The organism is Frigoribacterium sp. MEB024, from assembly GCF_000878135.1.
In the GTDB taxonomy this organism is placed as follows: domain Bacteria; phylum Actinomycetota; class Actinomycetes; order Actinomycetales; family Microbacteriaceae; genus Frigoribacterium.
Map to the genome: position 1 here is coordinate 25562 of NZ_JXQZ01000127.1, position 22863 is coordinate 48424.

General features: G+C 72.6%; 27 protein-coding genes and 1 tRNA gene. 11 read left to right on the forward strand and 17 right to left on the reverse strand.

Features of this window, described 5'->3' with window-relative positions:
* Positions 1-85 precede the first annotated feature (85 nt).
* The 3 genes from otnK to SZ60_RS15610 are packed head-to-tail and all read left to right on the forward strand — an operon-like array spanning position 86 to position 2840.
* Positions 86-1360 carry a 3-oxo-tetronate kinase gene (gene otnK / locus SZ60_RS15600; RefSeq protein WP_043597613.1) on the forward strand — a complete coding sequence of 425 codons (1275 nt, stop codon included), beginning with the start codon at positions 86-88 and terminating at the stop codon, positions 1358-1360.
* Positions 1357-2034, forward strand: coding sequence for a class II aldolase/adducin family protein (locus SZ60_RS15605; RefSeq protein WP_043597614.1), 678 nt, complete (start codon positions 1357-1359; stop codon positions 2032-2034). The genes otnK and SZ60_RS15605 overlap by 4 nt, the downstream gene beginning before the upstream one ends.
* Positions 2035-2054: 20 nt before the next feature.
* Positions 2055-2840: a DeoR/GlpR family DNA-binding transcription regulator gene (locus SZ60_RS15610; protein ID WP_043597616.1), complete on the forward strand. Its 786-nt coding sequence runs from the start codon at positions 2055-2057 to the stop codon at positions 2838-2840.
* Here SZ60_RS15610 and opgC read toward each other — a convergent pair whose 3' ends face one another.
* From opgC to SZ60_RS15680, 13 genes are all read right to left on the reverse strand, one after another.
* Entirely contained in the window at positions 2841-5387 is a 2547-nt protein-coding gene (gene opgC, locus SZ60_RS15615; RefSeq protein ID WP_156155637.1) for an OpgC domain-containing protein, read from the reverse strand.
* Entirely contained in the window at positions 5375-5794 is a 420-nt protein-coding gene (locus SZ60_RS15620) for an ATP-binding protein (RefSeq protein ID WP_052505463.1), read from the reverse strand. Before SZ60_RS15620 ends, opgC begins: the two co-directional genes overlap by 13 nt.
* Positions 5787-6119, reverse strand: a complete 333-nt coding sequence (locus SZ60_RS15625; RefSeq protein ID WP_043597617.1) for an STAS domain-containing protein — start codon at positions 6117-6119, stop codon at positions 5787-5789. Before SZ60_RS15625 ends, SZ60_RS15620 begins: the two co-directional genes overlap by 8 nt.
* A complete protein-coding gene (locus SZ60_RS15630; protein ID WP_231567193.1) occupies positions 6116-8065 on the reverse strand; it encodes a glycosyltransferase in 1950 nt (649 codons plus the stop codon). The genes SZ60_RS15625 and SZ60_RS15630 overlap by 4 nt, the downstream gene beginning before the upstream one ends.
* A 59-nt stretch (positions 8066-8124) precedes the next feature.
* Positions 8125-9315, reverse strand: a complete 1191-nt coding sequence (locus SZ60_RS15635; RefSeq protein WP_052505464.1) for a GAF domain-containing SpoIIE family protein phosphatase — start codon at positions 9313-9315, stop codon at positions 8125-8127.
* Positions 9316-9472: 157 nt separating this feature from the next.
* Positions 9473-10078 (reverse strand): hypothetical protein, encoded by a 606-nt coding sequence (locus SZ60_RS15640; protein WP_043597619.1) that lies wholly within the window; start codon positions 10076-10078, stop codon positions 9473-9475.
* 77 nt (positions 10079-10155) lie between these two features.
* Positions 10156-10548, reverse strand: coding sequence for a hypothetical protein (locus SZ60_RS15645; protein WP_082060222.1), 393 nt, complete (start codon positions 10546-10548; stop codon positions 10156-10158).
* Positions 10549-10568: 20 nt separating this feature from the next.
* A complete protein-coding gene (locus SZ60_RS16695; RefSeq protein ID WP_052505465.1) occupies positions 10569-11627 on the reverse strand; it encodes an Asp23/Gls24 family envelope stress response protein in 1059 nt (352 codons plus the stop codon).
* Between the two features lie 96 nt (positions 11628-11723).
* Positions 11724-12326, reverse strand: a complete 603-nt coding sequence (locus SZ60_RS15660) for a hypothetical protein (protein WP_043597625.1) — start codon at positions 12324-12326, stop codon at positions 11724-11726.
* On the reverse strand, positions 12323-12901 hold the full coding sequence (locus SZ60_RS15665) for a DUF6286 domain-containing protein (RefSeq protein WP_043597626.1): 579 nt from the start codon (positions 12899-12901) through the stop codon (positions 12323-12325). Before SZ60_RS15665 ends, SZ60_RS15660 begins: the two co-directional genes overlap by 4 nt.
* Complete coding sequence (locus tag SZ60_RS15670; protein ID WP_043597627.1) at positions 12898-13251, reverse strand: hypothetical protein; 354 nt, start codon at positions 13249-13251, stop codon at positions 12898-12900. The genes SZ60_RS15665 and SZ60_RS15670 overlap by 4 nt, the downstream gene beginning before the upstream one ends.
* Positions 13248-13436, reverse strand: a complete 189-nt coding sequence (locus SZ60_RS15675) for a DUF2273 domain-containing protein (RefSeq protein WP_043597628.1) — start codon at positions 13434-13436, stop codon at positions 13248-13250. Before SZ60_RS15675 ends, SZ60_RS15670 begins: the two co-directional genes overlap by 4 nt.
* Positions 13433-13870: an Asp23/Gls24 family envelope stress response protein gene (locus SZ60_RS15680; RefSeq protein WP_043597631.1), complete on the reverse strand. Its 438-nt coding sequence runs from the start codon at positions 13868-13870 to the stop codon at positions 13433-13435. The genes SZ60_RS15675 and SZ60_RS15680 overlap by 4 nt, the downstream gene beginning before the upstream one ends.
* A 190-nt stretch (positions 13871-14060) precedes the next feature.
* Here SZ60_RS15680 and SZ60_RS15685 point away from each other — a divergent pair, with 190 nt between their 5' ends.
* Genes SZ60_RS15685 through SZ60_RS15695 form a run of 3 tightly spaced genes read left to right on the forward strand, consistent with a single transcriptional unit; the run spans position 14061 to position 15633 of the window.
* Complete coding sequence (locus SZ60_RS15685; protein ID WP_082060218.1) at positions 14061-14696, forward strand: RNA polymerase sigma factor; 636 nt, start codon at positions 14061-14063, stop codon at positions 14694-14696.
* Positions 14693-15301: an Asp23/Gls24 family envelope stress response protein gene (locus SZ60_RS15690; protein ID WP_043597669.1), complete on the forward strand. Its 609-nt coding sequence runs from the start codon at positions 14693-14695 to the stop codon at positions 15299-15301. The genes SZ60_RS15685 and SZ60_RS15690 overlap by 4 nt, the downstream gene beginning before the upstream one ends.
* A complete protein-coding gene (locus SZ60_RS15695; protein ID WP_043597633.1) occupies positions 15298-15633 on the forward strand; it encodes a hypothetical protein in 336 nt (111 codons plus the stop codon). Before SZ60_RS15690 ends, SZ60_RS15695 begins: the two co-directional genes overlap by 4 nt.
* A 99-nt stretch (positions 15634-15732) precedes the next feature.
* Here the strand turns inward: SZ60_RS15695 and hxlA are convergent, their stop codons facing one another.
* Positions 15733-16356: a 3-hexulose-6-phosphate synthase gene (gene hxlA / locus SZ60_RS17325; protein WP_043597635.1), complete on the reverse strand. Its 624-nt coding sequence runs from the start codon at positions 16354-16356 to the stop codon at positions 15733-15735.
* 177 nt (positions 16357-16533) lie between these two features.
* Here hxlA and SZ60_RS17330 point away from each other — a divergent pair, with 177 nt between their 5' ends.
* Positions 16534-17385, forward strand: a complete 852-nt coding sequence (locus SZ60_RS17330) for a LuxR C-terminal-related transcriptional regulator (RefSeq protein WP_043597637.1) — start codon at positions 16534-16536, stop codon at positions 17383-17385.
* Between the two features lie 257 nt (positions 17386-17642).
* Here the strand turns inward: SZ60_RS17330 and SZ60_RS15710 are convergent.
* Positions 17643-17715: transfer RNA gene (locus SZ60_RS15710), tRNA-Arg, on the reverse strand.
* 87 nt (positions 17716-17802) lie between these two features.
* Positions 17803-18093, reverse strand: a complete 291-nt coding sequence (locus tag SZ60_RS15715) for a hypothetical protein (RefSeq protein ID WP_043597638.1) — start codon at positions 18091-18093, stop codon at positions 17803-17805.
* Between the two features lie 182 nt (positions 18094-18275).
* Between SZ60_RS15715 and SZ60_RS15720 the strand changes: the two genes are divergently transcribed.
* The 3 genes from SZ60_RS15720 (at position 18276) to SZ60_RS15730 (ending at position 21184) form a co-directional block, all read left to right on the forward strand.
* On the forward strand, positions 18276-18863 hold the full coding sequence (locus SZ60_RS15720; RefSeq protein WP_043597639.1) for a helix-turn-helix domain-containing protein: 588 nt from the start codon (positions 18276-18278) through the stop codon (positions 18861-18863).
* Between the two features lie 8 nt (positions 18864-18871).
* On the forward strand, positions 18872-20251 hold the full coding sequence (locus SZ60_RS15725; RefSeq protein WP_082060220.1) for an MFS transporter: 1380 nt from the start codon (positions 18872-18874) through the stop codon (positions 20249-20251).
* 72 nt (positions 20252-20323) lie between these two features.
* On the forward strand, positions 20324-21184 hold the full coding sequence (locus tag SZ60_RS15730) for a phosphatase PAP2 family protein (protein WP_156155640.1): 861 nt from the start codon (positions 20324-20326) through the stop codon (positions 21182-21184).
* Between the two features lie 44 nt (positions 21185-21228).
* Here SZ60_RS15730 and SZ60_RS15735 read toward each other — a convergent pair whose 3' ends face one another.
* Entirely contained in the window at positions 21229-22380 is a 1152-nt protein-coding gene (locus SZ60_RS15735) for a VIT1/CCC1 transporter family protein (protein ID WP_043597640.1), read from the reverse strand.
* 33 nt (positions 22381-22413) lie between these two features.
* Between SZ60_RS15735 and SZ60_RS16700 the strand changes: the two genes are divergently transcribed.
* Positions 22414-22863 (forward strand): DUF429 domain-containing protein (locus tag SZ60_RS16700; protein ID WP_156155641.1); only part of this gene is annotated, 450 nt, incomplete at its 3' end.

Sequence of the window (22863 nt, forward strand, 5' to 3'; positions counted from 1 at the left end):
TCGCACCAAATAGTCACATAGACTGTCCTCGCCCACCCGCCCAGTCCGAGGCGCCGTGAGCCCGCCCGCCACCGAGAGGTCCTGCATGTTGATAGGTGCCGTCGCCGACGACTTCACCGGAGCCACCGATCTCGCCTCGGGCTTCCGCCGCCGTGGCCTCGAGACGGTGGTCGTCGTCGACCCCGCCGCCGTCGAACCGACGACGTACGCCGGCGTCGACGCGGTCGTGGTGGCCCTGAAGACCCGCACGGCCCCGGTCGACGAGGCCGTCGAGCAGTCGGCCGCCGCCCTGTCCTGGTTGGTCGAGGCCGGCGCCGGACGATTCGCCCTGAAGTACTGCTCGACCTTCGACTCGACCGACGAGGGCAACATCGGGCCCGTCCTCGACGCCTTCCGCGACCGGCTCGGGGTCGACCGGGCGATCGTCGTCCCCGCGTTCCCCGCGAACGGCCGCACCGTCCGCGACGGTCGCCTCTTCGTCGGCGACGACCTCCTCGAGGACTCGTCGATGCGTCACCACCCGTTGACGCCCATGACGCGCTCGCGGCTGCGCGATCTCCTGGCGCCCCAGACACCGACCCCCGTGACGGAGGTTCCCCTGGACGACGTCCGCGCCGGGGTCGACGCGCTCCGATCGACGCTCGACGACGCGCCGTCGGGCTACCTCGTCGTCGACGCCGTGGACGACTCCGACCTCGAGACGATCGGCCGGGCGACGGCACACCACCGCCTCCTCAGCGGCGGAGCGGGCCTGGCCCTCGGGGTCGGTGCCGCCGACGCCCCGCCACCCGCCCTGCCCGCCGAGTTCTCGCACGTGAGCGGCCGACGCCTGGTCGTGTGCGGGTCGGCGTCCACCGCCACCCGCGGCCAGATCGCCCACGCGGCGGCCACCCACCCCACGCGCAAGGTCGACCTCGCGGCCGCCACGACCGACCCCGCGGCCGAGATCGCGGCACTCGCCGACTGGGTGCGCGGTCTCGACGCCGACTCGGTCCCCGTCGTCTACTCGGTGGGCGACCCGTCCGACGTCGTGGCGGCGGGCCCCCGCGGCCCGTCGACCTCGACCTCGACCTCGACTCCGTCGGCCGCGTCCGTGGTCGAGTCCGTCCTGTCGACCCTCGTGCACGACCTCGTCGCCGACGGCACGGTAGGGCTGGTCGTCGTCGCCGGTGGCGAGACCAGCGGTGCCGTCGTGACGGCACTCGGGGCACCCGCCCTGATCGTCGGGCCACCGCTGGGCCCGGGCGTCTGCTGGAGCGCCGCGACGACGAGTGACGGCCGACCGGTCGCCCTCGTCCTGAAGAGCGGCAACTTCGGTGCCGCCGACCTGTTCTCGACCGCCTGGGAGGCCCTCTCGTGACCGCCACGACCACGAAGACCGCGACGACCGCGGCCGAACGACTCGTCGACGCCGGCCGCGCCCTCGTCGCCGCCGGCCTCAGCCCCGGCAGCTCGGGCAACGTCAGCGTCCGCGACGGCGACCGTCTGCTCATGACCGGTACCGGCACCATGCTGGGGTCGCTCACCGTCGACGACCTGTCGGTGCTCGCCCCCGACGGCACGCTGCTCGCGGGCCCGAAGCCGTCGAAGGAGGTCGCGCTGCACCGCGCGATGTACCTCAAGAACCCCGAGCACCGGGCCGTCGTGCACGTGCACTCCCCCTCCGCCGTCGCCCTTTCGTGCCTCGAGCCCTGGTCCGGGCACTGCGCCGTGCCGCCGCTCACGCCGTACTCGCTCATGCGGGTCGGCCAGGTGCCGCTGCTGCCCTTCGTCGCCCCCGGCGACCCGGCCATGGGGTCGCTGGTCACCGACAGTCCGCTGCCGTTCCGCGCGGCCCTGCTGTCGAACCACGGCAGCGTCGTCAGCGGCGAGGACCTCGACCGGGCCGTCCTCGGTGCCGTCGAGGTCGAGGAGGCCTGCCGGATCGCGCTGCTGACCCAGGGCGCCGACCGCCGCCTCATCCCCGCCGACCAGGTGGCCGCCATCACGGCGGCGTCGGGCATGCCGTGGACGGGCCCCACCGCACTAGGCTGACCGACGCGAGAAAGGCCGACGTGTCCCCCACAGCCCCCCTCATCCCCGAGCAGCGGCGCGAGAGCATCGTCGAGCACCTGCAGCGCGAGCGCGTCCTCAGCTACCGGCAGCTGACCGACCTCCTCGGCGTCAGCCAGATGACGGTCCGACGAGACGTCGCGACCCTCGAGGACGAGGGTCGGGTCACGGCCACCCCCGGTGGCGCCAAGCTCACCCCGCGACTGCTGGTCGAGGCGAGCCGGGACGTCAAGCAGGACGTCGACGTCGCCCAGAAACGGGCCATCGCCCGCGCGGCCGCGGCGCTTGTGCGCGACCACATGACCGTCTACCTCGACGCCGGCACGACCGTGCAGGCCATGCGCGAGCACCTCGACGACCTCACCGGCCTGACGGTCGTCACGAACGACCTCGCGACCGTCCGGTCGTTCTTCGACCACCCCGACGTCGACCTCATCGTCGTCGGGGGCCGGGTCGACAGCGCGAACCAGTCGACGCTGGGGCGGCTGACCCGGTTGACGCTCACCGAGCTGTCGCTCGACCTCGCCTTCATCTCGTCGAGTTCGTGGGACCTCACGCACGGCGTCACGACGCCCGTCGAGGCCAAGGTCGAGGTCAAGCGGGCCGCGCTCGAGGTCGCCGAACGCTCGGTGCTCGTCGCGGACAGCTCGAAGTACGGTCGCTTCGGCAAGTACCGGGCCCTCCGCCTCGCCGAGCTCGACACGATCGTGACCGACGACCGCCTGGGCGACGAGGCGACGGCGGCCCTGGTCGACGCCGGTCTCGACCTCGTGGTCGCCGCCCCCTGATCAGCGCGGGACGACCGAGAACAAGAACTTCTTCTTCACCATCACCCAGAGCAACAGCACCGAGACCACGTGGACGACCGTGCCGACGATCACGTCCGAGCGGTCCAGCCCGGGGATCGACGCGACGGCGAGCACGAAGAAGACCTGCCAGATGAACACGTAGAGGCTGGCCTGCCCGAGGGGGACGTAGAACCAGCCGAGTGCCGCCGAGAGCGGCTTCCAGAACACGGTGAGGATCGCGTAGACGCAGACGACCACGAGCGCCACGTCGACGAGCCGGCCCCACTGCATGTCGACGCGCTGGTAGCCGGTCGAGTACAGGGTGTCGTACAGACCCGACGGGATCGGCCCCGGGCTGAAGCCGTAGGCGTGACCGGCCCAGATCAGCGCGAGGAAGCCGGCGTAACCGACGACTCCCACGCCCACCAGGACCTTGCCGAGCCGGGTGGTCAGCGCCGCCACGATCTGCCGCCGGTACCAGCCGATCACGAGACCGTGGGTGAAGAGCACCTGCCAGGCGACGAGCGGGAACACCGGCTCGAACTGCGACGGCAGGAGGTGGAAGTCCGGGAAGACCACACCGACGGCGTAGATCGCCCAGCTGAGCAGCAGGACGGCCCACCAGGCACGCCGCTTGATCGCCCACGTCAGCGCCGGGATCGTCAGGCTCAGGACGACGAACAGGCCCATGATGTTGAACGGCCACGGCCCCATCTCGAGCAGCAGCAGTTGGCGCACCGCGTACCAGGGCGGCGGGTAGTCGAGCAGGCGGTCGACGTTCGGGTAGAGGTCGTAGACGCGTCCCTCGGCCGAGGTGCCCGTCATGCCCGTGCCGCGGTCGGTGAAGGTCGTGATCGCGGCGGTGTTCAGGAACGGCACGAAGCTCAGCGCGAAGACGATCAGGATGACCGCGAGGGTCACGACGTACTGCTTGCGAGCCCGGACGAACGCACCGATCGCCGCCGCCTTCTCGCCGTACTTCTTGATGCCGAGCGGGTAGACCATGCCCAGCACGATGCCGCTGAGGAACACGAACATCTCGGCGCCCGTGATCGCCCCGACGGCCTTCAGCGTGACGAACGAGAACGGCCCCGCGACCTCGATGTGCGTGACGACGACGGCCAGGATGATGAACCCGCGGAAGAGGTCGATGCGCAGGTCGCGGGCGGGGGATCCGTCGTCCGGGTAGCGCCAGCGGGGCAGCAGGCGCCCGACGACGCCGCTCACCAGGAAGGCCAGGGCGAGCGCCACGGCACAGGCGACGATCCAGCCCATCTCGTCGCCGCCGCCGTCGCGCACCTGTACGGTCGCGGCGTCGCCGTCGGTCGAGGTCACCCGGTCGCTGACCGGTCCGAGGTCGACGCGGTCGCCCGCCTCGAGGTCGGTTCGCAGGGCCTCCGCGATTCCCGGCTCGGCGGTGGCCCGCCAGTCGACGGGTCGGTCGCCGGCCTCGGCCTCGTCCCGCTCGACCTCGAGCCAGGTGACGCCGGCGATCCGGTCGTGGGTCGGCAGGGCGTCGAACACCTGACGCCACCAGCCCTGCTTGACGTCGAGCTCGGGGGCACCGTCGAACTCGTCGGCGTAGAGGGCGCCCGTGTCGAGCAGCATGGGTCGGTCGCGCCCCTCGGCGAAGCGCTCGTAGAACGTCGACGGCTGAGCCTCGGTGTAGCCCCAGGTCTCGTCGAAGCGCGCCTCGACCTCACCCGCCGCCGGGGCCTGGTTCTCGACCAGCGGCACCGACGTGCCGGCGGCCGTCGAGGCGCTGCCCTTCGCGAAGTAGAACATCGACTGACCCACCCAGTCGACGGCGTCGTCGCCCGGGTAGTACGGCCCGTACGGGTCGTCGGCCTCGGTGACGCGCCCGTCGTCGTTCGTGTCGAGCAGGTCGACGTCGCCCGAGGGGGTCTCGGTGAGCCGGCCGACGGCGTCCGAGAACGGATAGCCCGCACCGTAGGACGGAGCCCACACCATGCGGGCCTGCGAGTCCCCCGCGTGGACCACGTCGGCCAGCGTGCGGAACGCCCCGACGAACGCCGTGGGCTGTTGCCCCCAGCGCTGCCAGTTGCCGTTCATCTCGGGCGCGAAGCGCACCAGCTGGAGCGTGCCGTACTGCTGGTCGATCTCGGTCAGCAGGTCGTCGGCCCGACGCGCGTCCGCGGCGTCGAGGTCGGCGAGCCGCCCGGTGGGCTCCAGGCTGACCACGAGCACGGCGCCCTGGGCGGCCGCGGCACGGGCCGACCGTCGCCACTCGTCGGTGGCCCGACCGTCGAGCGGGTAGTCGATGTTGACGCCGTACAGCGACGGCGTCGCGCCGAGTCGACCGGCGTAGCCGTCGGGGCCGTCCGAGCCCCAGTCGAGGTCGGGGCCGAACCACGTGCCCGAGGGTTCGGGAGGCGCGGCGGCGGCCGACGCGGACGTCGCGTCCCCGAGCACCGCCGGCCCCAGCACCAGCGGCACGAACGCCGCGACGGCGAGCAGGGCCGCGCCGATCCGACGGGCCGCCCGCCGACGTGGCACCGTCGCCGACGGGTGCCTCAGCGTCGGCACACGAGCGTCCACACGTTGCGGCCGTCCTCGTGGCGGTAGTCGAGGCTCTCGAGGCTGAGGAGCGCCAGGGCCAGGCCGCGACCGTCCTCGTCCTCGAGGTCGGCCATCGAGACGGCGCTGAGGTCGATCTCGCTGGGCATGCCGTTGTCGTGGAAGACGGCCCTCAAGCGGTCGTCGGTGGCGGAGAGCTCGAGGGTGAAGCGGCGTCCGCGGTCGGCCTCGGACCGGCGCGAGTGCTCGACGACGTTCGCCGCGATCTCGACGATGGCGGTCTCGAACGAGAAGCGCGTCTCGAGCGAGTCGTCGCCGAGCGAGGTCCACCACGCCTCGAAGGCGTTCTGCACCAGGTCGATGCTCTCGGGTTCGACGGCCACGTCGATGACGACGGGGCCGGGACGCTCAGTCATCGAGGGCGGCCGCGACCGAGGCGCGGGGCTTGAGGATGCGGTCGAGGTTCGTGAGGCGCAGCACCATCGAGACCTGCTCGGTGGGGGCCACGAGCCGCAGGTCTCCCCCGGCCTGGCGTGCCGACTTGAGGCACGACACGAGGGCCCCGAGGCCCGACGAGTCCACGAACGTCGTGCCCGAGAGGTCGACGATGATGAGGCGGTCGCCGGCCGCGAGACGTGCGGCCACCTCGTCGCGGAGTTGTGGTGTCGAGACGACGGTGAGGCGCCCCTGTGGGGAGAGCACGCAGCCGCCTTCGACGGCCTCGACGGTGACGGTCATCATGATTGTTCCTTGTCGTGGGGTGCCGAGGGCCCCGGATAGAGAACGGCCCGGACGATGATGCTGAAGATCACCAGGTCGAAGAGCACCCAGGCGATGTTGACGAGCGGCGCGATGCCCTCGGCCTGCCCGGTGGCGTAGCGGATGCCGACCAGCACGAGTGCGGCGACGAGGCAGGCGACGGCCCAGATCTGCGGTCGGACGAGGTCCCACCGGGGGCCGGTGGCCGCCTGCTTCGTCTTGGGCGTCACCGAGAAGCCGAGTGCGCGGCCGCGGTAGACGTTCTGGAACGCCGTGGTGACCGAGGCGATCCAGACCGGGAAGAGCGCCAGCGAGTACTGCTGCCCCCGCCAGGTCGGCCTGCCCGCCGCGACCACCCAGAAGAGCAGCTGGTTGAGCACCAGGAAGGGGATCAGGCGGGCGAAGAAGTCGACGCTGTAGGCCTGCACCGGCACGACCCCGAACGACAGGCAGAGCACGGGCGCCGCGATGTAGACCACGGCGGCGAAGCCCGAGAGATAGCTCCACATGGTGGAGAAGTACATGAGACGCTGGCCCCACGACAGCCCCTTCTGCACCAGGGGGTTCTCGCGGAAGAACACCTGCATGGTGCCCTGGGCCCAGCGCAGCCGCTGCGTCATCATGGTCGCCAGGTCTTCGGGCGCGAGCCCGATCGCCAGGGTCTCGTCGTGGTAGACCGACCTCCACCCCAGCCCGTGCAGGCGCATGGCCGTGGCCATGTCCTCGGTGACCGAGATCGTGGCCAGGGGCATGATCGCCTGCGCCTCGGAGCCGCGGTCGACGTCGAGCGCCCCGACGAGCAACGAGATCGACTCGATGGCGGCGAGCGGCGAGGACGACCGCTGCGCGAGCAGGTCGAGGGCCGCCTCGTCGAGGGCGTCGAACGTGTCGGGGCCGAGCGACATGGCCGCGAGCTCGGCGAGGTCGCCCTTCATGGCCGCGAGGTCGGCGTCGGCGAAACGGAAGGCGATCGTGTCGATGCTGCGCTGGAACCGGTAGGTGACGTCGCCGATGGACTCCCCTGCGGCGAACTCGGCCCGGGCCCGCTCGACGACGGTCTCGGCGTCGTCCAACGCCTCGAGCACGCGGGGCTGGCCGACGGCCTCCTCGCGGGCCCGCACCAACAGCTTGCGCGAGGTGCGGACGGCTCGACGCACGGCGGCCTCGACCTCGGTGACGTACCGCGAGACGCCCAGCTGCATCAGCGCCTCCCGACGGAGGACCGCGTTCGACCCGCAGAAGAACGCGCTGTTCCAGCCGTCCTTCGACTGCTGGATGGGCCCGTAGAACAACGGCGCCTGGCTGCCCAGGGGGTCGGACTCGGGCACGTTCTCGAACCACTGCGGCGTCTGCACGAGAGCGACGCGCTCGTCCTTGAAGTAGCCGAGGGTGCGGTCGAGGATCTCGGGCTTCGGCACCTGGTCGGCGTCGAGGATCAGCAGGAACTCGCCCTCGGTCGACAGGAGGGCGTTGTTGAGGTTGCCGGCCTTCGCGTGGCGCGGCCGGTCGGCCCAGTCGTCCGACCGGGTGATGACGCCGATGCCGGCGGCGTCGGCGGCGGCCCGGATCTCGGGGCGACCGCCGTCGTCGAGTATCCAGGTCGTGTGCGGGTATCGGATGCGCTGCGCCGCGAGGGCGGTGCGCATGACGAGGTCGACCTCCTCGTTGTAGGTGGTGACGAAGACGTCGACCGTGACCCGAGTCTCGAGGCCGTCCGGGTCGGGCGCGGTCGGCGGCTCGCCACGCTCACGCAGCCGCCAGGCCCCGAGGCCGAACAGCAGCGAGTCGATCACGCTGTACGTCTCGGCGAGGATCAGCGGCACCGCGATCCACCACGACGACCAGTTCACCGACGCGGCCCAGCGCCAGACGATGTAGTTCAGACCGGCGAGCGACGCCAGCAGGACCGCCACCCGGATCGCGACGATGCGGCGACCCGGGGTGGTCCGGTCGAGCAGCCGCTGGTCGCGGCGACTCAGGGTGTCGGTCACGCGCGACGGTCCATGACGACGACGGTGACGTCGTCGCGCGAGAGGCGTCGCTCGGTCAGGGCCGCCATCGAGCCGAGCAGGCCGAGGCCGTCGGCACCGCCGGTGGCGGGCCGCGTCGCGAGCCGCCCGACCTCGAGGGCCCAGTCGAACTCGTCGTCGAGGACGTCGAGGACGCCGTCGCTCATGACGATCAGCTGGTCGCCGACGCCGAGGCGGGTCGTCTCGGTGACGTGCTGTTGCTGCTCGTCGAGCCCGAGCGGCAGCCCCGTGCCCGCGAGGTGCTGCACGCTGCCGTCGGCCCGGACGATGATGGACAGCCCCGCCCCGGCGTCGACGAACGAGAGTTCGTCCGTGTCGAGGTCGAGGACGGCGTGGAAGTACGTGACGAACGTCCCCGTGCGCTGGAGGTCGGTCCGCACGGCTCGTTCGATGCGGTCGACCGCGAGGCCGAGTTCGCGTCCGGCGGCGACCTGCGGTGAGGCCGCCCGACAGGCCGCCCGGACGGAGGACCCGATGATGGCCGCCCCGACGCCCTTGCCCATCACGTCGCCGACGGCCACGTGAACGAACCGGCCGACGAGTCCGTAGTCGTAGTAGTCGCCCCCGACGCTCAGCGAGGGCAGGCAGATGCCCTCGACCCGGACGCCCTCGACCTCGAGGGGCTCGGCCGGCAACAGCGCCTGCTGCGTGGAGCGGGCGGCCGAGGCGTCGGCGTCGGCGAGGAGCTCGACCTGGGCCCAGGCGGCCAGGTCGCGGAACTCGGCCATCTCGTCGTCCGAGAGCTGCCGGGGCTCGGCGTCCATCAGGCAGAACGACCCCACGACGTTGCCCGATCCGTCGCGCAGCGGGTGACCGACGTAGAACCGCAGCCCGTTGTCGTTGAAGGCGCCCAGGTGGGCGAACCGCGGGTCGACGCGGGCGTCGTCGGTGGTGACGATCTCGCCCGTGTCGGTCACGAGGCTGCACGGGGTGTCGGTGCGCCCGGACTCGGGGTCGTCGAAGCCCGCCCGGCCGACGAAGAGCGCGCGCTCGTGGTCCATGACGGTGACCGACGACAGCGGCACCCCGAACACGGCCCGGGCGACGCGGGTCACGCGGTCGAGGCGGGCCTCCTGGCCCGACTCGACGATGCCGAGCGTCTCGACCGCTCGCTGCCGACGTTCTTCGCGGACTTCGTCCCTGATCACACGGCTCCCTCTCGCTGGGCGCGCCTGGTGGGAGCGCGCCGTCTCCGAACCCTGCAACGATGCCACAGAGCCCTCGCCGCGTCATGCCCACCATTAGGGGGACACCGAGGAGGCGCGGTGCCGGTCGACCGGCACCGCGCCTCCTCGAGGCCTCGCGTCAGTCGAGGAAGTCGAAGACGAGATCGAGCGATCGGGCGGGCTCGATCGGAGCGGGCGACCCGGCAGGCGCCGCGACGAAGATGCTCAGCAGACCGTGCGGGGTCAGGACGACCGAACCGCCCCCGACGACCGGTGCGTCGGCATCGGCCGTGGCGACGAAGGCCCGACCGTCGAAGGCGTCCACGCGCTCGTCGTCGACCTGGTCGAGGGAGAGCCCGTCGACGTTCCCCTCTTCGGGCACCTCGGCGTCCATCCCGGCCGCGTCGAGCTCCTTCACCGTCGCGATGAACCCGACGCGTGACCCGTCGGCCTCGCTGGTCCACGTGCAGTTCGCCTCGTCGTCGCCGATGGTCGACGTCTCGGCGACGAGGGTCCGCCCCGTGACGAGATCACCCAGCACGACGCCCGCGGCGTCGCAGTCGGCGGGCAGGGTGAACTCGCCGGACGCCTGCTCGGCGGCGTCGGCCGTGGCCGTCGCCTGACCCGACGACGACCGACCGGCGTCACCGGAGTCGTCACCGCCGCCGGTGCAGCCGGCGAGCAGCAGCGTGAGCGCGACGGCCCCGGTGACGGTGGCGAGTGCTGGTGTGGTGGTGAAGCGCATGATGATCCCCCGGTGACGCGCCGGACCCCTTCCGACGACCGCCTCAGCCTAGACGGGTCGGTCCACCTCGGGACCGGTCAGTTGCCGGGCCAGAACCGGGCGACCAGGTCCTGGATGAACGGGATGAGGTCCTGCACCTGGTCGACACCGGCGAGGGCGACGGCCACGAGGGGCCACAGCGACACGACGAGCGTCGAGATCACGGCCGCCACCCCGAGCACCCAGGCCAGGGCGCCGTTGCGCACCTTCACGACGAGCAGCAGCAAGACCAGGGCCAGCACGTAACCGATGGCGATCGCCGCGGCGATCGAGCCGACGGGCACGTCGAGGGCGCCCGCCGTGCCGCCGTCCGCCGCACCGATCAGGGTGAGGACGGGCAGCAGCACGCCGACGACGATCAGCACGCAGATCACGACCGAGGTCACCAGGGCGGCCCAGACGGCCCGTGGCCGGGGGCGTCGGGTCGTCATCGTGGTGCGCCGCCCGAACATCACTTCTCCGTCGTCGCGACGTCGTCGCCGTCGACGACGACCTGCGCATCGCTGTCGGAGTCGATCTCGACGGTCACCGTGCCACCGTCGACCGTCACGGTCACGTCGGCGCCCTCGGTGTGGCCTGCGTCTCCCGAGGAGGCGCGGGGGGCGTCGTCGTCCGAGGCCCGGTTCTCGTCCACCGCGTCGGCGACGCCGTCCACGGCGTCGGCAGCCTTCTCGCGGGCGCCGGCGACGACCTCGGACGTCTTGTCCAGTGCGGCGTCGGTGGCGTCGGCGGTCGTCGAGCGGGCGTCGTCGCCGCGGTCCGCCGCGGAGTCGTGGGCGTCGGCGGCAGCGTCCTTCGCCTGGTCGGCCACGTTACGTGCCTCGTCGGCGACGTCGTCGGCCTTGTCCGCCGCCTTCTCGCCGACCTCGGCGGCGGTGGCCTTCGCCTGCTCGGCGACCTCGCCGGCCTTGTCACCCAACTCGCGGGCCTTGTCGGACAGGTCGCCCGCCGCATCCGCGGCGCGGTCCCGTGCCTCACCGGCGGCGGCCTTCGTCTTCTCGCCGGCCTCCTTCGCCCGGTCACCCGCGGCGGAGGCGGCGGCGCCGACCTTGTCGCCGGCGTCCGAGACGGCCTGCTTCGCCGTGTCCGCCGCGGCGTTCACCTTGTCGGCGGCGTCCTCGTCGGAGTCGAACGGGCCGTGCACGTCGGTGACGGTCACGTTGACCGTGACCTCCTCGCCGTCGAGTTGCCCGACGGCGTGCTGGACCTGCGTGCGGACGGTGTCGGCCAGCGTGGTGACGTTGGTCGGGTACTCGGCCACGACGGCGATGTCGACCACGAGTCCCTCGTCGGTGGTGCCGGCCCGGACGCCGGGGACCGAGCCCGTGCCGATCGCCGTGCGCAGGGCATCGGCCAGTCGCTGGGTCGAGGTGCCGAGGGCGTGGACGCCCGAGACGCCGAGGACGGTGACGCCGATCGTGTGCTCGAGGACCTCTTCGGGCGAGGTGGCCTCGGTGGACGCCGCAGCGTCGATGTCGATGGGGGTGACGTGGTGGGTGGACTCGTTCATGAGACCGGCCTTTCATCGGGGAACGTGGATGGTGCGACGGACGGCCCCCGTCCTCGGTCGAGGGCGAGGGCCGTCCGTGCGGTGGGGCGACGGGCGTCAGTCGAGCCGTGTCGCGGACGACATCTGGCTGCGCAGTCCGCCGTTGATCTGGATGACGACGGGCGTCTCGGTGCCGAGGACGCCGTCCCAGTGGGCGACGGCCTGGTCGATGCTCCGGCGGATCTCGGTCGGCGACACGCCCCGACGGGCGTTCGCGGTGACCCGCAGGACCGACTCGCGCTTGACGCGGAAGGCGGTCACGTCGACCGAGACGATGCCCGGGGTGTCGGCCAGCGCCTCCTCGAGGACCTGTTCGGCGACCTTCGCGTCGATCACCAGGCGACCACCGGTGGTCTGGTCGCGACGCGAACCCTCGTCGACGGTGAGCAGCGTGCCGGTCTGGCCGTGCCCCTGTCGCAGGGCGAACCAGGCGAGCAGGATGATCAGCACGAGGCTGACGACCGCGACGACCCAGAGGATCCACGGCTGGTCGGTGAGGGCGTCGGTGGTCGGGCCCTTCACGTCGGAGGCACCCTGCGAGACGGTCTGCTGGACGTCGGGCAGGAGGGCGCCGACGGCGACGGCTCCGCCGGCGAGCAGCAGCACGAGGCCGATGACGAAGACCACGATGCGGTTCAGAGCGCGATTGGTGCTGTTCATGAGCCGACCGTTCCTTTCTCGGACAACTTGACCTTGTGACGCAGGGCCGGGCTGAAGTCGTAGGCGTCCAGTTCGTCGCGGACGGCCTCGTCGATGCTGCGGACGTCGGTCTGACGGCCCGACGTGCGGGTGACCTCGATCAGGGCGCTGCGCTTGCCCACGCTGACGCTGACCTGCGAGGGGTCGACGTCGCCGGCGTAGCTCGCGGTGCGGGCCAGCGAGCGGGCGATGACCCGGTCGTCGACCACGGCCACGGTGCGCTCGGCTCGACCCCCGCGACGACCCCGGCGACCGGGGGCGAGCGACACGACGATCAGGACGAGCCCGATCAGGGCCACGACGACCGCGACGGCCGTCAGCACCCCGACGGGAGCACTCGCGGCGTCGAGGGTCGAACCGACGAGGTCGGTCGGCGCCAGGAGCAGCGGTGCCGTACCGACGGCCTCGAGGACCGCCTCGGTGCCGATCCACGCCAGGGCGACGATCAGCAGGACGGCGAGGGTGATGGCGATGCCGGCCCGCGACGAGTGCGTCTCACGGCGCACGATGCGCTTGTAGAGCGATGCGGTGCTCATGCGACGCGCTTCCTCTCTCGGATGTCGGCACCGGTGATCTGCAGGTCGACCTTGTCGATGCTCGACCCGGTCAGCTGCAGCACGCGGTCACGGATGGTGGACTGGGCCGCCGTGAGGCGGTCCAGCAGGGTGCCCGAACGGCGTTCGGAGACGCCCAGGGGCGAGACCCGGATGGGGGTCTTGGCGATCACGCTGAGAGCGCCGTCGTGGTCGGCCAGCTCGACCGACACCTTCGACGCGGAGACCTCGAGGGCCTCCGCGGTGACGGCCGAGACGACCCGACGCACGGCACGTGACGTGATCTTGTTCCGGCCGTGGAGGGCCCGGTCGGCCGTCACCGCCGCGGTCACGACGACCGCCGCCCGCGGAGTGCGTCGGCGAGGCCGCGGACGTCGAGCTTGCCCTCGACGACACGGCCGACGCCGAATCCGATCGCCATGGCGATCGCGACGAACACGAAAGCCCAGAAGCCGAAGGCCAGGGCGGTCAGCGCCAGGACGGCGCCGACCAGCATGCCGGTGGTCGTGGCGGTCACTTGACGCGGCTGTCGTCGGTGTCGTCGTCGTTGTCCTCGGAGGGGATGTACACGTCGGAGACGGTGACGTTCACCTCGGTGACCTCCATGCCGACGACCTGCGAGATGGCGTCGGTGACGGACTTGCGCACGTCGTCGGCGACCTTCTGCAGCTCGACGGGGTACTCGGCGACGATGACGATGTCGGCGGCGACCTGCTTCTCGCCGACCTCGACCGAGACGCCCTGGCCGCGGTCCTGCTGGTTGATCACGTTGCGGATCGCGCCGATGGCACGGGCGGCACCGTTGCCCAGGTCGTGGACGCCGCGCACCTCGCGGGCTGCGATGCCGGCGACCTTCGAGACGACGCCCTCGGCGATGGTGTTCTTGCCGGCGGCGTGGGACTGCGTGGTCTTGGCAGCGGCGGTGCTGGTGGAGGGGGTCACGTTGCTCATGGTTGCTCCTTGCTCTGGACCGGTGGACCGGTCGGTGTCGGGGTGCCCGTGAAGCGGGTCACATCATTCAGACGCATGGGGCACGGCGGGTGTCATGGTGGGTCAGCCAGCTTTCAGGCAACGATTCACCACCACTCACATTTCGGCCATCACGTCCCCCGATCCGGGCACGGGGTGGTAGTCAAGAGGCATGGCGCGGGCCGTCCGGCCCCCGCCTCCTGGGTTCCGCCGCGTCCCGTCCCGCCCCGTCCGATCGCAGGAGGTCGTCATCACCACCGACGACCCCCTCCTCGACGCCGCGGACGCGACGCTGGCCGTGCGGGCCCGCGACGGCGACGTCCACGCCTACGAGGTCATCGCGCGCCGACACGGACCGTTGATGCGGGTCTACGCCGCGCGCCTGCTGGGCTCCGACCTCGAGTCGGACGACGTCGTGCAGGACGCGTTCCTCACCGCCTGGCGGCGCCTGGCCGACCTCGACGACCCGTCCCGGGTGCGCAACTGGCTGATGCGCATCGTCAGCAACAAGGCGGTCGACCGTCTGCGGGTCCGGCGCGACCACGACGACGTCGACCGGCTCGAGGTGTCGGCCCCGCGACACGAGACGCCCGAGCGCGTGGTCGAGGCCCGGTTGCAGCTCGACGCCATGTGGTCGGCCCTCGACAAGCTCCCCCTCGACCAGCGACGGTGTTGGCTGTTGAGAGAGACCGCCGACTACTCGTACGCGGACATCGCCGAGGCCCTCGACCTGCCCGTCTCGACGGTCCGGGGCAAGATCGCGCGGGCCCGGGCGTTCCTGATCACCGAGATGGAGGCGTGGCGATGAGCATCGACGACCATTCCCCCCTCGACGTGCCCGAGACCGACGACACGGTCGACGGCATCCCGGTCGACCGCCTCGTCGACTACCTCGACGCGGGGCGCACCCCCCGCGACCCGGCCATCGAGGGGTCGGCCGCCTGCCGTCTCTACCTGCAGTCGCTGGCCCGGGTGCACGACCTGTCCCGCGCCTCCCTCGAGGACCGGGCCACCCGCGAGCCCGACCGCGACGGCGCCTGGATCGACGGCCTGCTCGACTCGATCCGACGCGAGGTCGTGGGCGGACGCGAGATCCCGGTGGGGCACCCCGACCCCGCGGTGCGGTTGAGCGTGACGGAGGCCGCGGCACGAGGGCTGGTGCGCCGGGCCGGTGACGAGCAGTCCGGCGTCGTGCTCGGATCGACGGCCTTCGAGGGTGACCTGACGACGGCGGGGGCCGACGTGGTCGTGCGGGTGACCGCCGCGGCCCGGTACGGACTCGACCTCGGCGCCGTCGCCGACGAGCTGCGCACGCGCATCACCGAGACGCTGACGCGGCACACCGGGCTGACCGTCGTCCGGGTCGACGTGCTCGTCGACGACGTCTTCGTGGCGAGGGAGGACGACCGATGAGCGACGACCTGCTGTCCCGTGACCTGACCGAGGTGCTCCGCGGCGTCGAGGGCGTGGTCGACGTGTTCGACGCGCACCCCGTCGTCGAGGGTGCGGTGCGAGCCGTGGCGGCCGGTCTCGACCTCGCGGGCTCGACCGGCCTCGTCGAGATCTCGCGGGCGGCCGGCTCGGTGTCCGTCACCGCCCACGTGGCGACCGCGCTGGACTCCCCGACGCCCGAGACGCTGGCCCGGGCGGCCGACGCGCTGCGGGGACGCCTGGCCGCCTCCGGCCTCGCAGGCGACGAGGTCGTGGTGTCGGTCTCGGCCCGCCTGGTCGACGCGCCCCGCTGACCGCGGGACGACGAGGAGGCGCGGTGCCGGTCCGACCGACACCGCGCCTCCTGCGCGTCAGCGCTCTCTCGTGAGCCGCTGCGGGTGGTGCGTGTGCTGCTATTTGATGGCGGCGCGGATCTCGGCGGCGGCACCGGCGACGTCGTCGGCCGAGTAGATCGCGGCACCGGCGACGGCGACGTCGGCTCCGGCGTCCTGGACCGAGCCGACGGTGGCGGCCTTGACGCCACCGGCGACCGAGAACGGCACGCCCGACGCCTTGCCGGCCTCGAGCAGCTTCTCGAACGTGAAGCCCTCTTCGGCCTGCTCGTCGAGCCCGGCGTGCATCTCGACGAACTCGGCACCGAGCGCGACGACCTCCTTGGCGCGGGCGGCCTTGTCACCGACGCCGATCAGGTCGACGACGATGCCCTTGCCGTGGGCCTTGGCGGCCTTGACGGCACCCGCGATGGTGCTGTCACCGGCGACGCCGAGCACGGTCACCAGGTCGGCGCCGGCCTTGAACGCCTCGCCCGCTTCGAGCTCGCCGGCGTCCATCGTCTTGAGGTCGGCGAAGACGATCTTGTCGGGGTGCGCCTCTTTGATGGCGGTGATGGCGCGGAAGCCCTCGGCCTTGATCAGGGGCGTGCCGAGCTCGATGATGTCGACGCTGGGCGCGGCGGCGGCGGCCAGCTCGAGGGCGGCGTCGGTGGTCAGGGTGTCCATGGCGAACTGCAGCTTCATGTGGTGCTCCTCGTGGGGGCGACGGGGCCCGATCGGGCCTCTTAGTACGTCGTCGATCCCGTTGCCTTCGATCCTGGTCCGACGATGCTGTGAGAGCAGCCCCTCGACGGGGGCGTCCCACCCACCCGTTCGGGTAGGGAGGGCGGCGTCGGGTAGGTGGACGCCTAGTGTGGGCCCATGAGCCACACCGTGCACGACGGCCCCACCCGAGCCGGTTCCGACGCCCTCGCCCGGACGCTGGCGTCCGAGCACGCTCGGGCGACCGCCGACCTGGTGGACCGGCATGCGATGACGCTCGAGTCCGTGCTGGCCGCCCTGCGCTCGCGACGCCTCGACGACCGGGCGGCGCGGGCCGAGGCCATCGACGTCGCGGCGGGGGCCCTGGTCGCCCTGAGGACCGGCTCCGACCGCGACCGGGGCACGACCCTCGAGCCGGTCGTCGGCGCCTTCGCGCGCCTCCGGTCCGATCTGCGTCCGCTCGTGCGCTTCGGCGACCTGGACGTCCAGTTCGTCGAGCCGCCGGCGACGGGTCGGGCCCTGCCGGGCGACGTGGCGCACGTGGCCCGGGCCGTCGTCCGGAACGCCGTGCTCACCTTCGTCGACGCGGGTGACGCGCGTCGGGTGCGCATCCAGTGGGACTGCGACGGCCTGAACCTGCTGATCGCGATCCGGGACGACGGAGCGGGCGAGTTGACGGCACACGACGACGCCCTGCGGCCGATCACCGAGCAGGTCTCGGGGGTCGGGGGCGAGCTGACGGTGGCGTCGACCGTGGGGTGGGGCTCGGAGCTGACGGTGCGCCTGCCGCTCGACCCGCCGCCGTCGAACGAGCCGTGGGAGCTGGTCGGGGCTCTGAGCGAGCGCGAGCGCGAGGTGCTGCACCGCGTGGCGGCCGGTGACCGGAACCGCGACATCGCGGCAGCGCTCGGCATCAGCGACAACACGGTGAAGTTCCACGTCTCGAACCTGTTGCGCAAGCTCGGTGCCCGCAGCCGCACCGAGCTCGCCGCCCTCGCCTCGTCCCCCTGACCCGGAGGCGGCACTCTGCCCTCTCGGCCCCCGCGTGACATCGAGTGGTCCCGAACCGTCCTTCGTCCCGCCACGAACGACGGTTCGCGACCACTCGACCACCGAGCGCGGGCAGGAGTGGTGACGGGCGCGGCGCGAAGCGCCGAGCCTCGTCCCGTGCGAGTTCGCGCCGAAGGCGCACGCCGCCGGAGGCGGCCGAACAAGCACCGAAGACGAGGAAAGCCCCTGCCGTGTAGGGCAGGGGCTTTCGAGTCGCGTGCGCCTGGAGGGACTCGAACCCCCAACCTTCTGATCCGTAGTCAGATGCTCTATCCGTTGAGCTACAGGCGCGTTTCTCTGGCCGATTGGCCAGAGGAAACACTACACGAGGGAGGCGCGGGGCGCGAATCGAGCCGACCCGCGCCTCCTCGGGTCGTGTCAGTAGGTGTGTTTGCCTTCGCCGTCGCCCTTGTAGTCGCCGATCAGCTCGTCGACCTGGCCGGCCTCGGCCTGGCCGGGCTGACGGGTGGGGACGGCGTCGTCGGCGGGTCCGTCGTCGAGCGTGCGCGAGCCGGTGCCACCGTCGGGGTGGTTCTCGCTCGTGATCTCGACGGGGCGGTCGTCCCGCTCGCCGACGGTGTGGTCGCCGTGACCCTCGCCGCTGCTGTTGCCGCTGCGTTCGAGGTCGGTCTCGTCGGTGCCGTGCGGGTCGTCCGGGGTCTTCGTCATCGGGTTCCTCCTGCGCGCCGGGCTGTCCGGCGGTCGTGTTCCGAGCATGCGCCGCGGGCTCGGCCTCCGCCCGCGACACCCACCACACTCACGGCTCGACCGGTCGGCCTGCCCGCCCAGGAAGTCACCAGAAAGCACAACACCTCTTGCGCAACACCTCTTGTGCACCTACCGTCGACTCCATGACCCCGCGTGAGACCTCCCGCCACACCCTCACCGACGCCGCCTCGATGCGCGTGCTCGCCCACCCGACGCGGTTGCGCCTCCTCGGCCTCCTCCGCGAACGCGGCCCGCAGACGGCCGCCCAGCTCGGCGACGCCGTCGACGAGGCCCCGGGGACGATCAGCTACCACCTGTCGAAGCTCGCCTCGATCGACCTCATCGGGCCCGCCGAGCCGCAGACCGACGACCGCCGCGAGCGCTGGTGGCAGGCCACCGCCCAGCTCACCAGTTGGGAGCCCGCCGAGCTGCTCGACGACCCCGACCGCCTCGTCGCCTCGTCCGCCCTGCAGAAGTCGATCGGTCAGGTGTACGCGGCGCGCTTCGGCGAGTACGTCGACGCGACGCCCACCCTGCCCCGCGAGTGGGTCGCGGCCGGGGCGAGCGGTGACCGCAGCCTTCGCCTCACGGTGACCGAGCTCGCCGCCCTGCGCCGCGACCTCGAGGCCGTCGTCGACCGGTGGCTCGACGCCAGTGCCGCACACGACCCGGCGACCGACGACGGCGCCGAGTCGGTCGTGCTCGTCTACCAGTCCTACCGCCGCCCCTGAGGGCCGTCGTGAGCGAGAACGGACGAGCCGAGGAGGCGCGGGGCACCGACGACGCCCCTCACCTCGGCCGCACCGACCGGCCCCACGACGGGCGCCCTGGTCGCACCGCCCGCGTCGCCCTGTCGTCCCTGGTCGCGGCCCACGCGATCTCGCAGACCGGCAACGTCGTGACGGCCTTCGCGGTCCCCTTCTACGTCCTGGGGCTCGGGGGGTCGGGGGCCGAGGTCGGGCTCGCGGCGGCGTTCGCCACGGCTCCGGTGATCATCGGCGGACCGCTCGGCGGCGTCGTCGTCGACCGGGTCGGGCGCCGACGGGCCGCGATCGTCGCCGACCTGGTGAGCGGCGCCTCCGTCCTCGCGATGCCCGTGCTCGCCCTCACCGTCGGACTGCCGTTCTGGGCCCTGCTCGCGCTCGTGTTCGTGGGCGGGCTGCTCGACAGCCCCGGGCAGGTGGCGCGCCGGGTGATGCTGCCCGGGCTGACCGAGCGGGCCGGGGTGCGCATCGAACGCAGCGTGGGGCTGATCGACGGGTCCGAGCGCTTCGCCAAGCTGATCGGGGCCTCGATCGCGGGGCTGCTCGTCGCCGCCGTCGGGCCGGTCGCGTCGCTGTTCGTCAACGCCGCCACCTTCGCCGTGTCGGCCGCCCTGACCGGGGCGCTCGTCCCCGCGCCCGATCCGGTACGGACCGGATCACCGAATCCGAGAGACGACCACCCGACCGAGCCGACCGAGCCGACCCGCGCCTCCTACCGGGCCGACCTCGCCGAGGGAGCCCGGTTCGTCGTCCGCGACCCCCTGATGCGGCTCATCGTCGCGCTCGTGCTGGTCACGAACCTGCTCGACGCCGCCCGAGGGTCGACCCTGCTGCCCCTCTACGCGAACGACCGACTGGGAGGCGCGGCCGCCCTGGGGCTGCTCGTCGCCACCATGGGCGGGTGCGCCCTCGTCGGCAACGTCGCCTTCGGCTTCGTCGCCCACCGGGTGCCGCGCCGCGTCACCTTCGTCGTCTGCTTCACCCTCGCCGGGGGCCCCTCGAGCCTGGCGTTCGCCCTCGGCGCCCCGCTGCCCGTGCTGGTCGCCGCGACGGCCCTGTCGGGGCTGGCCGCCGGCGCGCTCAACCCGATCCTCGGCACGGTGCAGCTCGAGCGCACCCCCGAACACCTTCGCGGACGGGTCTTCGGGCTGGTCACGGCCGGAGCCTGGGCCGGCATCCCGATCGGCGCCCTGCTCGGCGGCCTCGCCGCCGACACCATCGGACTGGCGGTCGCGTTCGGCATCGTCGCCGTCGTCTACACGACCGTCACGCTCACCCCGCTCGCCGGCGGCGACTGGCGGCTGATGGAGCGCGGACGGGGGACGACGCCGCGATCACCTGCACCCCCGCTGTGAGTCGTGCCGACCCCGGCGCATCGGCAGGTCGGACCGAGCCGGTTTCCAGGCGACGTGTAGTTAGCTCGTCCGGTGACTGCTCACCCGACCCTCTCGACGCCCCCGGCGGTCCGTCGACGGGCCACGGGTCGCTGGGTGGTCGCGTCGTCGGCGTCGCTCGTCGTGCTGGCGGGCGTCTACACGATCGCCGTCCTCACCGAACCGGGCCAGTCCATCGAGGACAGCATCCTCCGCTCGGTCGACGGCACCACGTTGCTGCAGTCCGGGGTCGCGCTCGACGCCATCTCCCCGCCGGCCGTGCTGCTGGTCGTCGCCCTCACGATGGTGGTGGCGTTCCTCCGCCGGCGACCCGGCTCGGCCGTCCAGGCGGGTGTGCTGATCGTCGGGGCCACGGTCACCACCCAGGTGCTGAAGCAGCTCGCGCCCCGTCCCGAGCTGACGGGCGAGCTCTACGGCAACAGCTTCCCCAGCGGGCACGTGACGGTCGCCGTCGCCGCCGTGCTGGCGATCATGACCACCTTCGGCCGGCACGCCCGGCCGCTGTTCTACATGGTCGGTGCGGCCTTCGCGGCCGTGGTCGCCGAGCAGACCGTCGCCTTCGGCTGGCACCGCTGCAGCGACGTCGTCGGCGCCTGTGCCGTGGCGCTGCTCTGGCTCGGTCTCGTGCGCATCGGTGCCGCCCGGCTGTCGCGTGACCCTCGCGGTCGCGACGACGTCGGCCCGCGGTCGCACGGGGCCACCTCGGTGGTGCTCGGCCTCGCGCTGGTCGTCTGCCTCACCCTGTCGGGTGCGATCTGGAGCATCGGCATCGGCTCCGACATGAGCCTCACGACGTCGACCGGCCAAGGGGTGCTGATGGGTGCGCGCCTGGCCGCGGCCGGTGTCGTGCTCGTCACGTGCTGGATCGCGTGGAAGCTCGACCGCAAGGCCTGACGCACCCGCAGGCCCGACCGGCCGGCTCGGCGTGCCCGCCGGGCTCAGCCCGCGGCACCCGTCCCGAACAGCAGCCCGAGCAGGTACGTCACGGCGGCCGCTCCGAACCCGATGCCGAGCTGACGTAGGGCCCGCCTGACCGGGCTCGCCCCCGACAGCAGCCCGACGACGGCACCGGTGCCGAGCAGGGCGACGCCGACCAGGGCGGACGCCACGACGACGGCCGCGAGACCGGACAGCCCGAACAGGTAGGGCAGCACGGCGATGACGGCCCCGGACGCGAAGAAGCAGAAGCTCGAGGCGGCAGCGCCGAAGGCCGTGCCGAGGGTCTCGTGGGTGGCGGGCTCGTCGGCCGAGCGCGCCTCCTGGTCCGGGGCGTATGCCCAGCCGGCCGTGGCGGCGCCCGGCGCGGCCCCGGCAGGAGGCGCGCTCGGCGACGAGGCTCCTCGCCCCACGCCCGCGAGCACCTGCCGCGCGTGGGCCTCGGCCTCGTCCGGCGACATGCCCCGCGCCCGGTAGACCAACGCCAGCTCGTTCGCGTCGACGTCCAGGTCGGGCAGCACCTGCCGCGCCGTCGGGTCGGGGGTGGAGGCGTCGAGCAGCTCACGCTGCGACCGCACCGAGACGTACTCGCCCGCCCCCATCGACAACGCCCCGGCGAGCAGCCCCGACAGCCCGGTCAGCAGCACCACGTGGTTCGCGACGCCCGACGCGCTGATGCCGAGCACGAGCGCCAGGTTGCTGACGAGCCCGTCGTTCGCCCCGAACACCGCCGCACGGAACGACCCCGACAGGCGGTTGCGACCCCGCTCGGCGAGCCCGCGCACGACCTCGCCGTGGATGCGCTCGTCGGCGGCCATCGCGTCGGTGGCGTCCGCGTCGGTCGCGTAGGGCGACCGCGCCTCGGCGCTCTGCACCAGCGCGAGCACGAAGATCGAGCCGAAGCGACGGGCCAGCACCCCGAGCACGCGGGTGCGCAGGTCGGTCCGGGCCGGGCGTCCGACGTCGTCGCCGAGGAGGTCGACCCAGTGCTGCGCGTGACGGCCCTCGGCATCGGCCAGGGCGATCAGGATCGCACGCTCCTCGCCGTCGCGGCGGCGGGCGAGGTCGCGGTAGGTCGACTCCTCGGCGCGTTCGTCGGCGAGGTAGCGCCGCCAGCGACGCAGGTCGGCCGGGGTGCGGGTGCTGGTGGGCATGGGGACAGTATCGGCCGCGAGTACGGTCAGACGGTGACCACACCCCGGCCCCGCTACCTCGGCGTCGACCTCGCCTGGCGCGACTCGACACCCGAGCGTCCCGCGAACGAGACCGGCCTGGCTGTGGTCGACGCCGACGGGACGGTGCTCGACGCCGGTTGGGCCCGCGGGGTCGACGAGGTCGAGGCCTGGGTCCTGCGCTGGTCGACGCCCGGTTCGGTCGTCGCGATCGACGCCCCGGTGCTCGTGCCGAACGCCACGGGAATGCGGGCCAGCGAACGGCTCGTGGCGCGCGCCTACGGTCGCTGGCACGTCTCGGCCAACGCGAGCAGCGCCTCCTTGCCCTGGCTCGGCGGGCGCACCCTCGGCGAGCGCCTCGAGCGAGCCGGCGGTGTCTACGACGACGGCGTCGTCCCGGTGGCGGCCGACGCGGTCGGGCACTTCGAGTGCTACCCGTACACGACGCTCGGAGCCTGGGCCGGC

Excerpts from the sequence above, each read along its gene's own strand:
- SZ60_RS15720 (WP_043597639.1), top strand. The coding sequence starts at position 18,276 with ATGACCCCGCGTGAGACCTCCCGCCACACCCTCACCGACGCCGCCTCG.
- SZ60_RS15645 (WP_082060222.1), bottom strand. The coding sequence starts at position 10,548 with ATGACGACCCGACGCCCCCGGCCACGGGCCGTCTGGGCCGCCCTGGTG.
- SZ60_RS15640 (WP_043597619.1), bottom strand. The coding sequence starts at position 10,078 with ATGCGCTTCACCACCACACCAGCACTCGCCACCGTCACCGGGGCCGTC.
- SZ60_RS15735 (WP_043597640.1), bottom strand. The coding sequence starts at position 22,380 with ATGCCCACCAGCACCCGCACCCCGGCCGACCTGCGTCGCTGGCGGCGC.
- hxlA (WP_043597635.1), bottom strand. The coding sequence starts at position 16,356 with ATGAAGCTGCAGTTCGCCATGGACACCCTGACCACCGACGCCGCCCTC.
- SZ60_RS15660 (WP_043597625.1), bottom strand. The coding sequence starts at position 12,326 with ATGAACAGCACCAATCGCGCTCTGAACCGCATCGTGGTCTTCGTCATC.
- SZ60_RS15665 (WP_043597626.1), bottom strand. The coding sequence starts at position 12,901 with ATGAGCACCGCATCGCTCTACAAGCGCATCGTGCGCCGTGAGACGCAC.
- SZ60_RS15695 (WP_043597633.1), top strand. The coding sequence starts at position 15,298 with ATGAGCGACGACCTGCTGTCCCGTGACCTGACCGAGGTGCTCCGCGGC.
- SZ60_RS15685 (WP_082060218.1), top strand. The coding sequence starts at position 14,061 with ATGGCGCGGGCCGTCCGGCCCCCGCCTCCTGGGTTCCGCCGCGTCCCG.
- SZ60_RS15620 (WP_052505463.1), bottom strand. The coding sequence starts at position 5,794 with ATGACTGAGCGTCCCGGCCCCGTCGTCATCGACGTGGCCGTCGAACCC.
- SZ60_RS17330 (WP_043597637.1), top strand. The coding sequence starts at position 16,534 with ATGAGCCACACCGTGCACGACGGCCCCACCCGAGCCGGTTCCGACGCC.
- SZ60_RS15715 (WP_043597638.1), bottom strand. The coding sequence starts at position 18,093 with ATGACGAAGACCCCGGACGACCCGCACGGCACCGACGAGACCGACCTC.
- SZ60_RS16695 (WP_052505465.1), bottom strand. The coding sequence starts at position 11,627 with ATGAACGAGTCCACCCACCACGTCACCCCCATCGACATCGACGCTGCG.
- SZ60_RS15680 (WP_043597631.1), bottom strand. The coding sequence starts at position 13,870 with ATGAGCAACGTGACCCCCTCCACCAGCACCGCCGCTGCCAAGACCACG.
- SZ60_RS15625 (WP_043597617.1), bottom strand. The coding sequence starts at position 6,119 with ATGATGACCGTCACCGTCGAGGCCGTCGAAGGCGGCTGCGTGCTCTCC.
- SZ60_RS15690 (WP_043597669.1), top strand. The coding sequence starts at position 14,693 with ATGAGCATCGACGACCATTCCCCCCTCGACGTGCCCGAGACCGACGAC.
- otnK (WP_043597613.1), top strand. The coding sequence starts at position 86 with ATGTTGATAGGTGCCGTCGCCGACGACTTCACCGGAGCCACCGATCTC.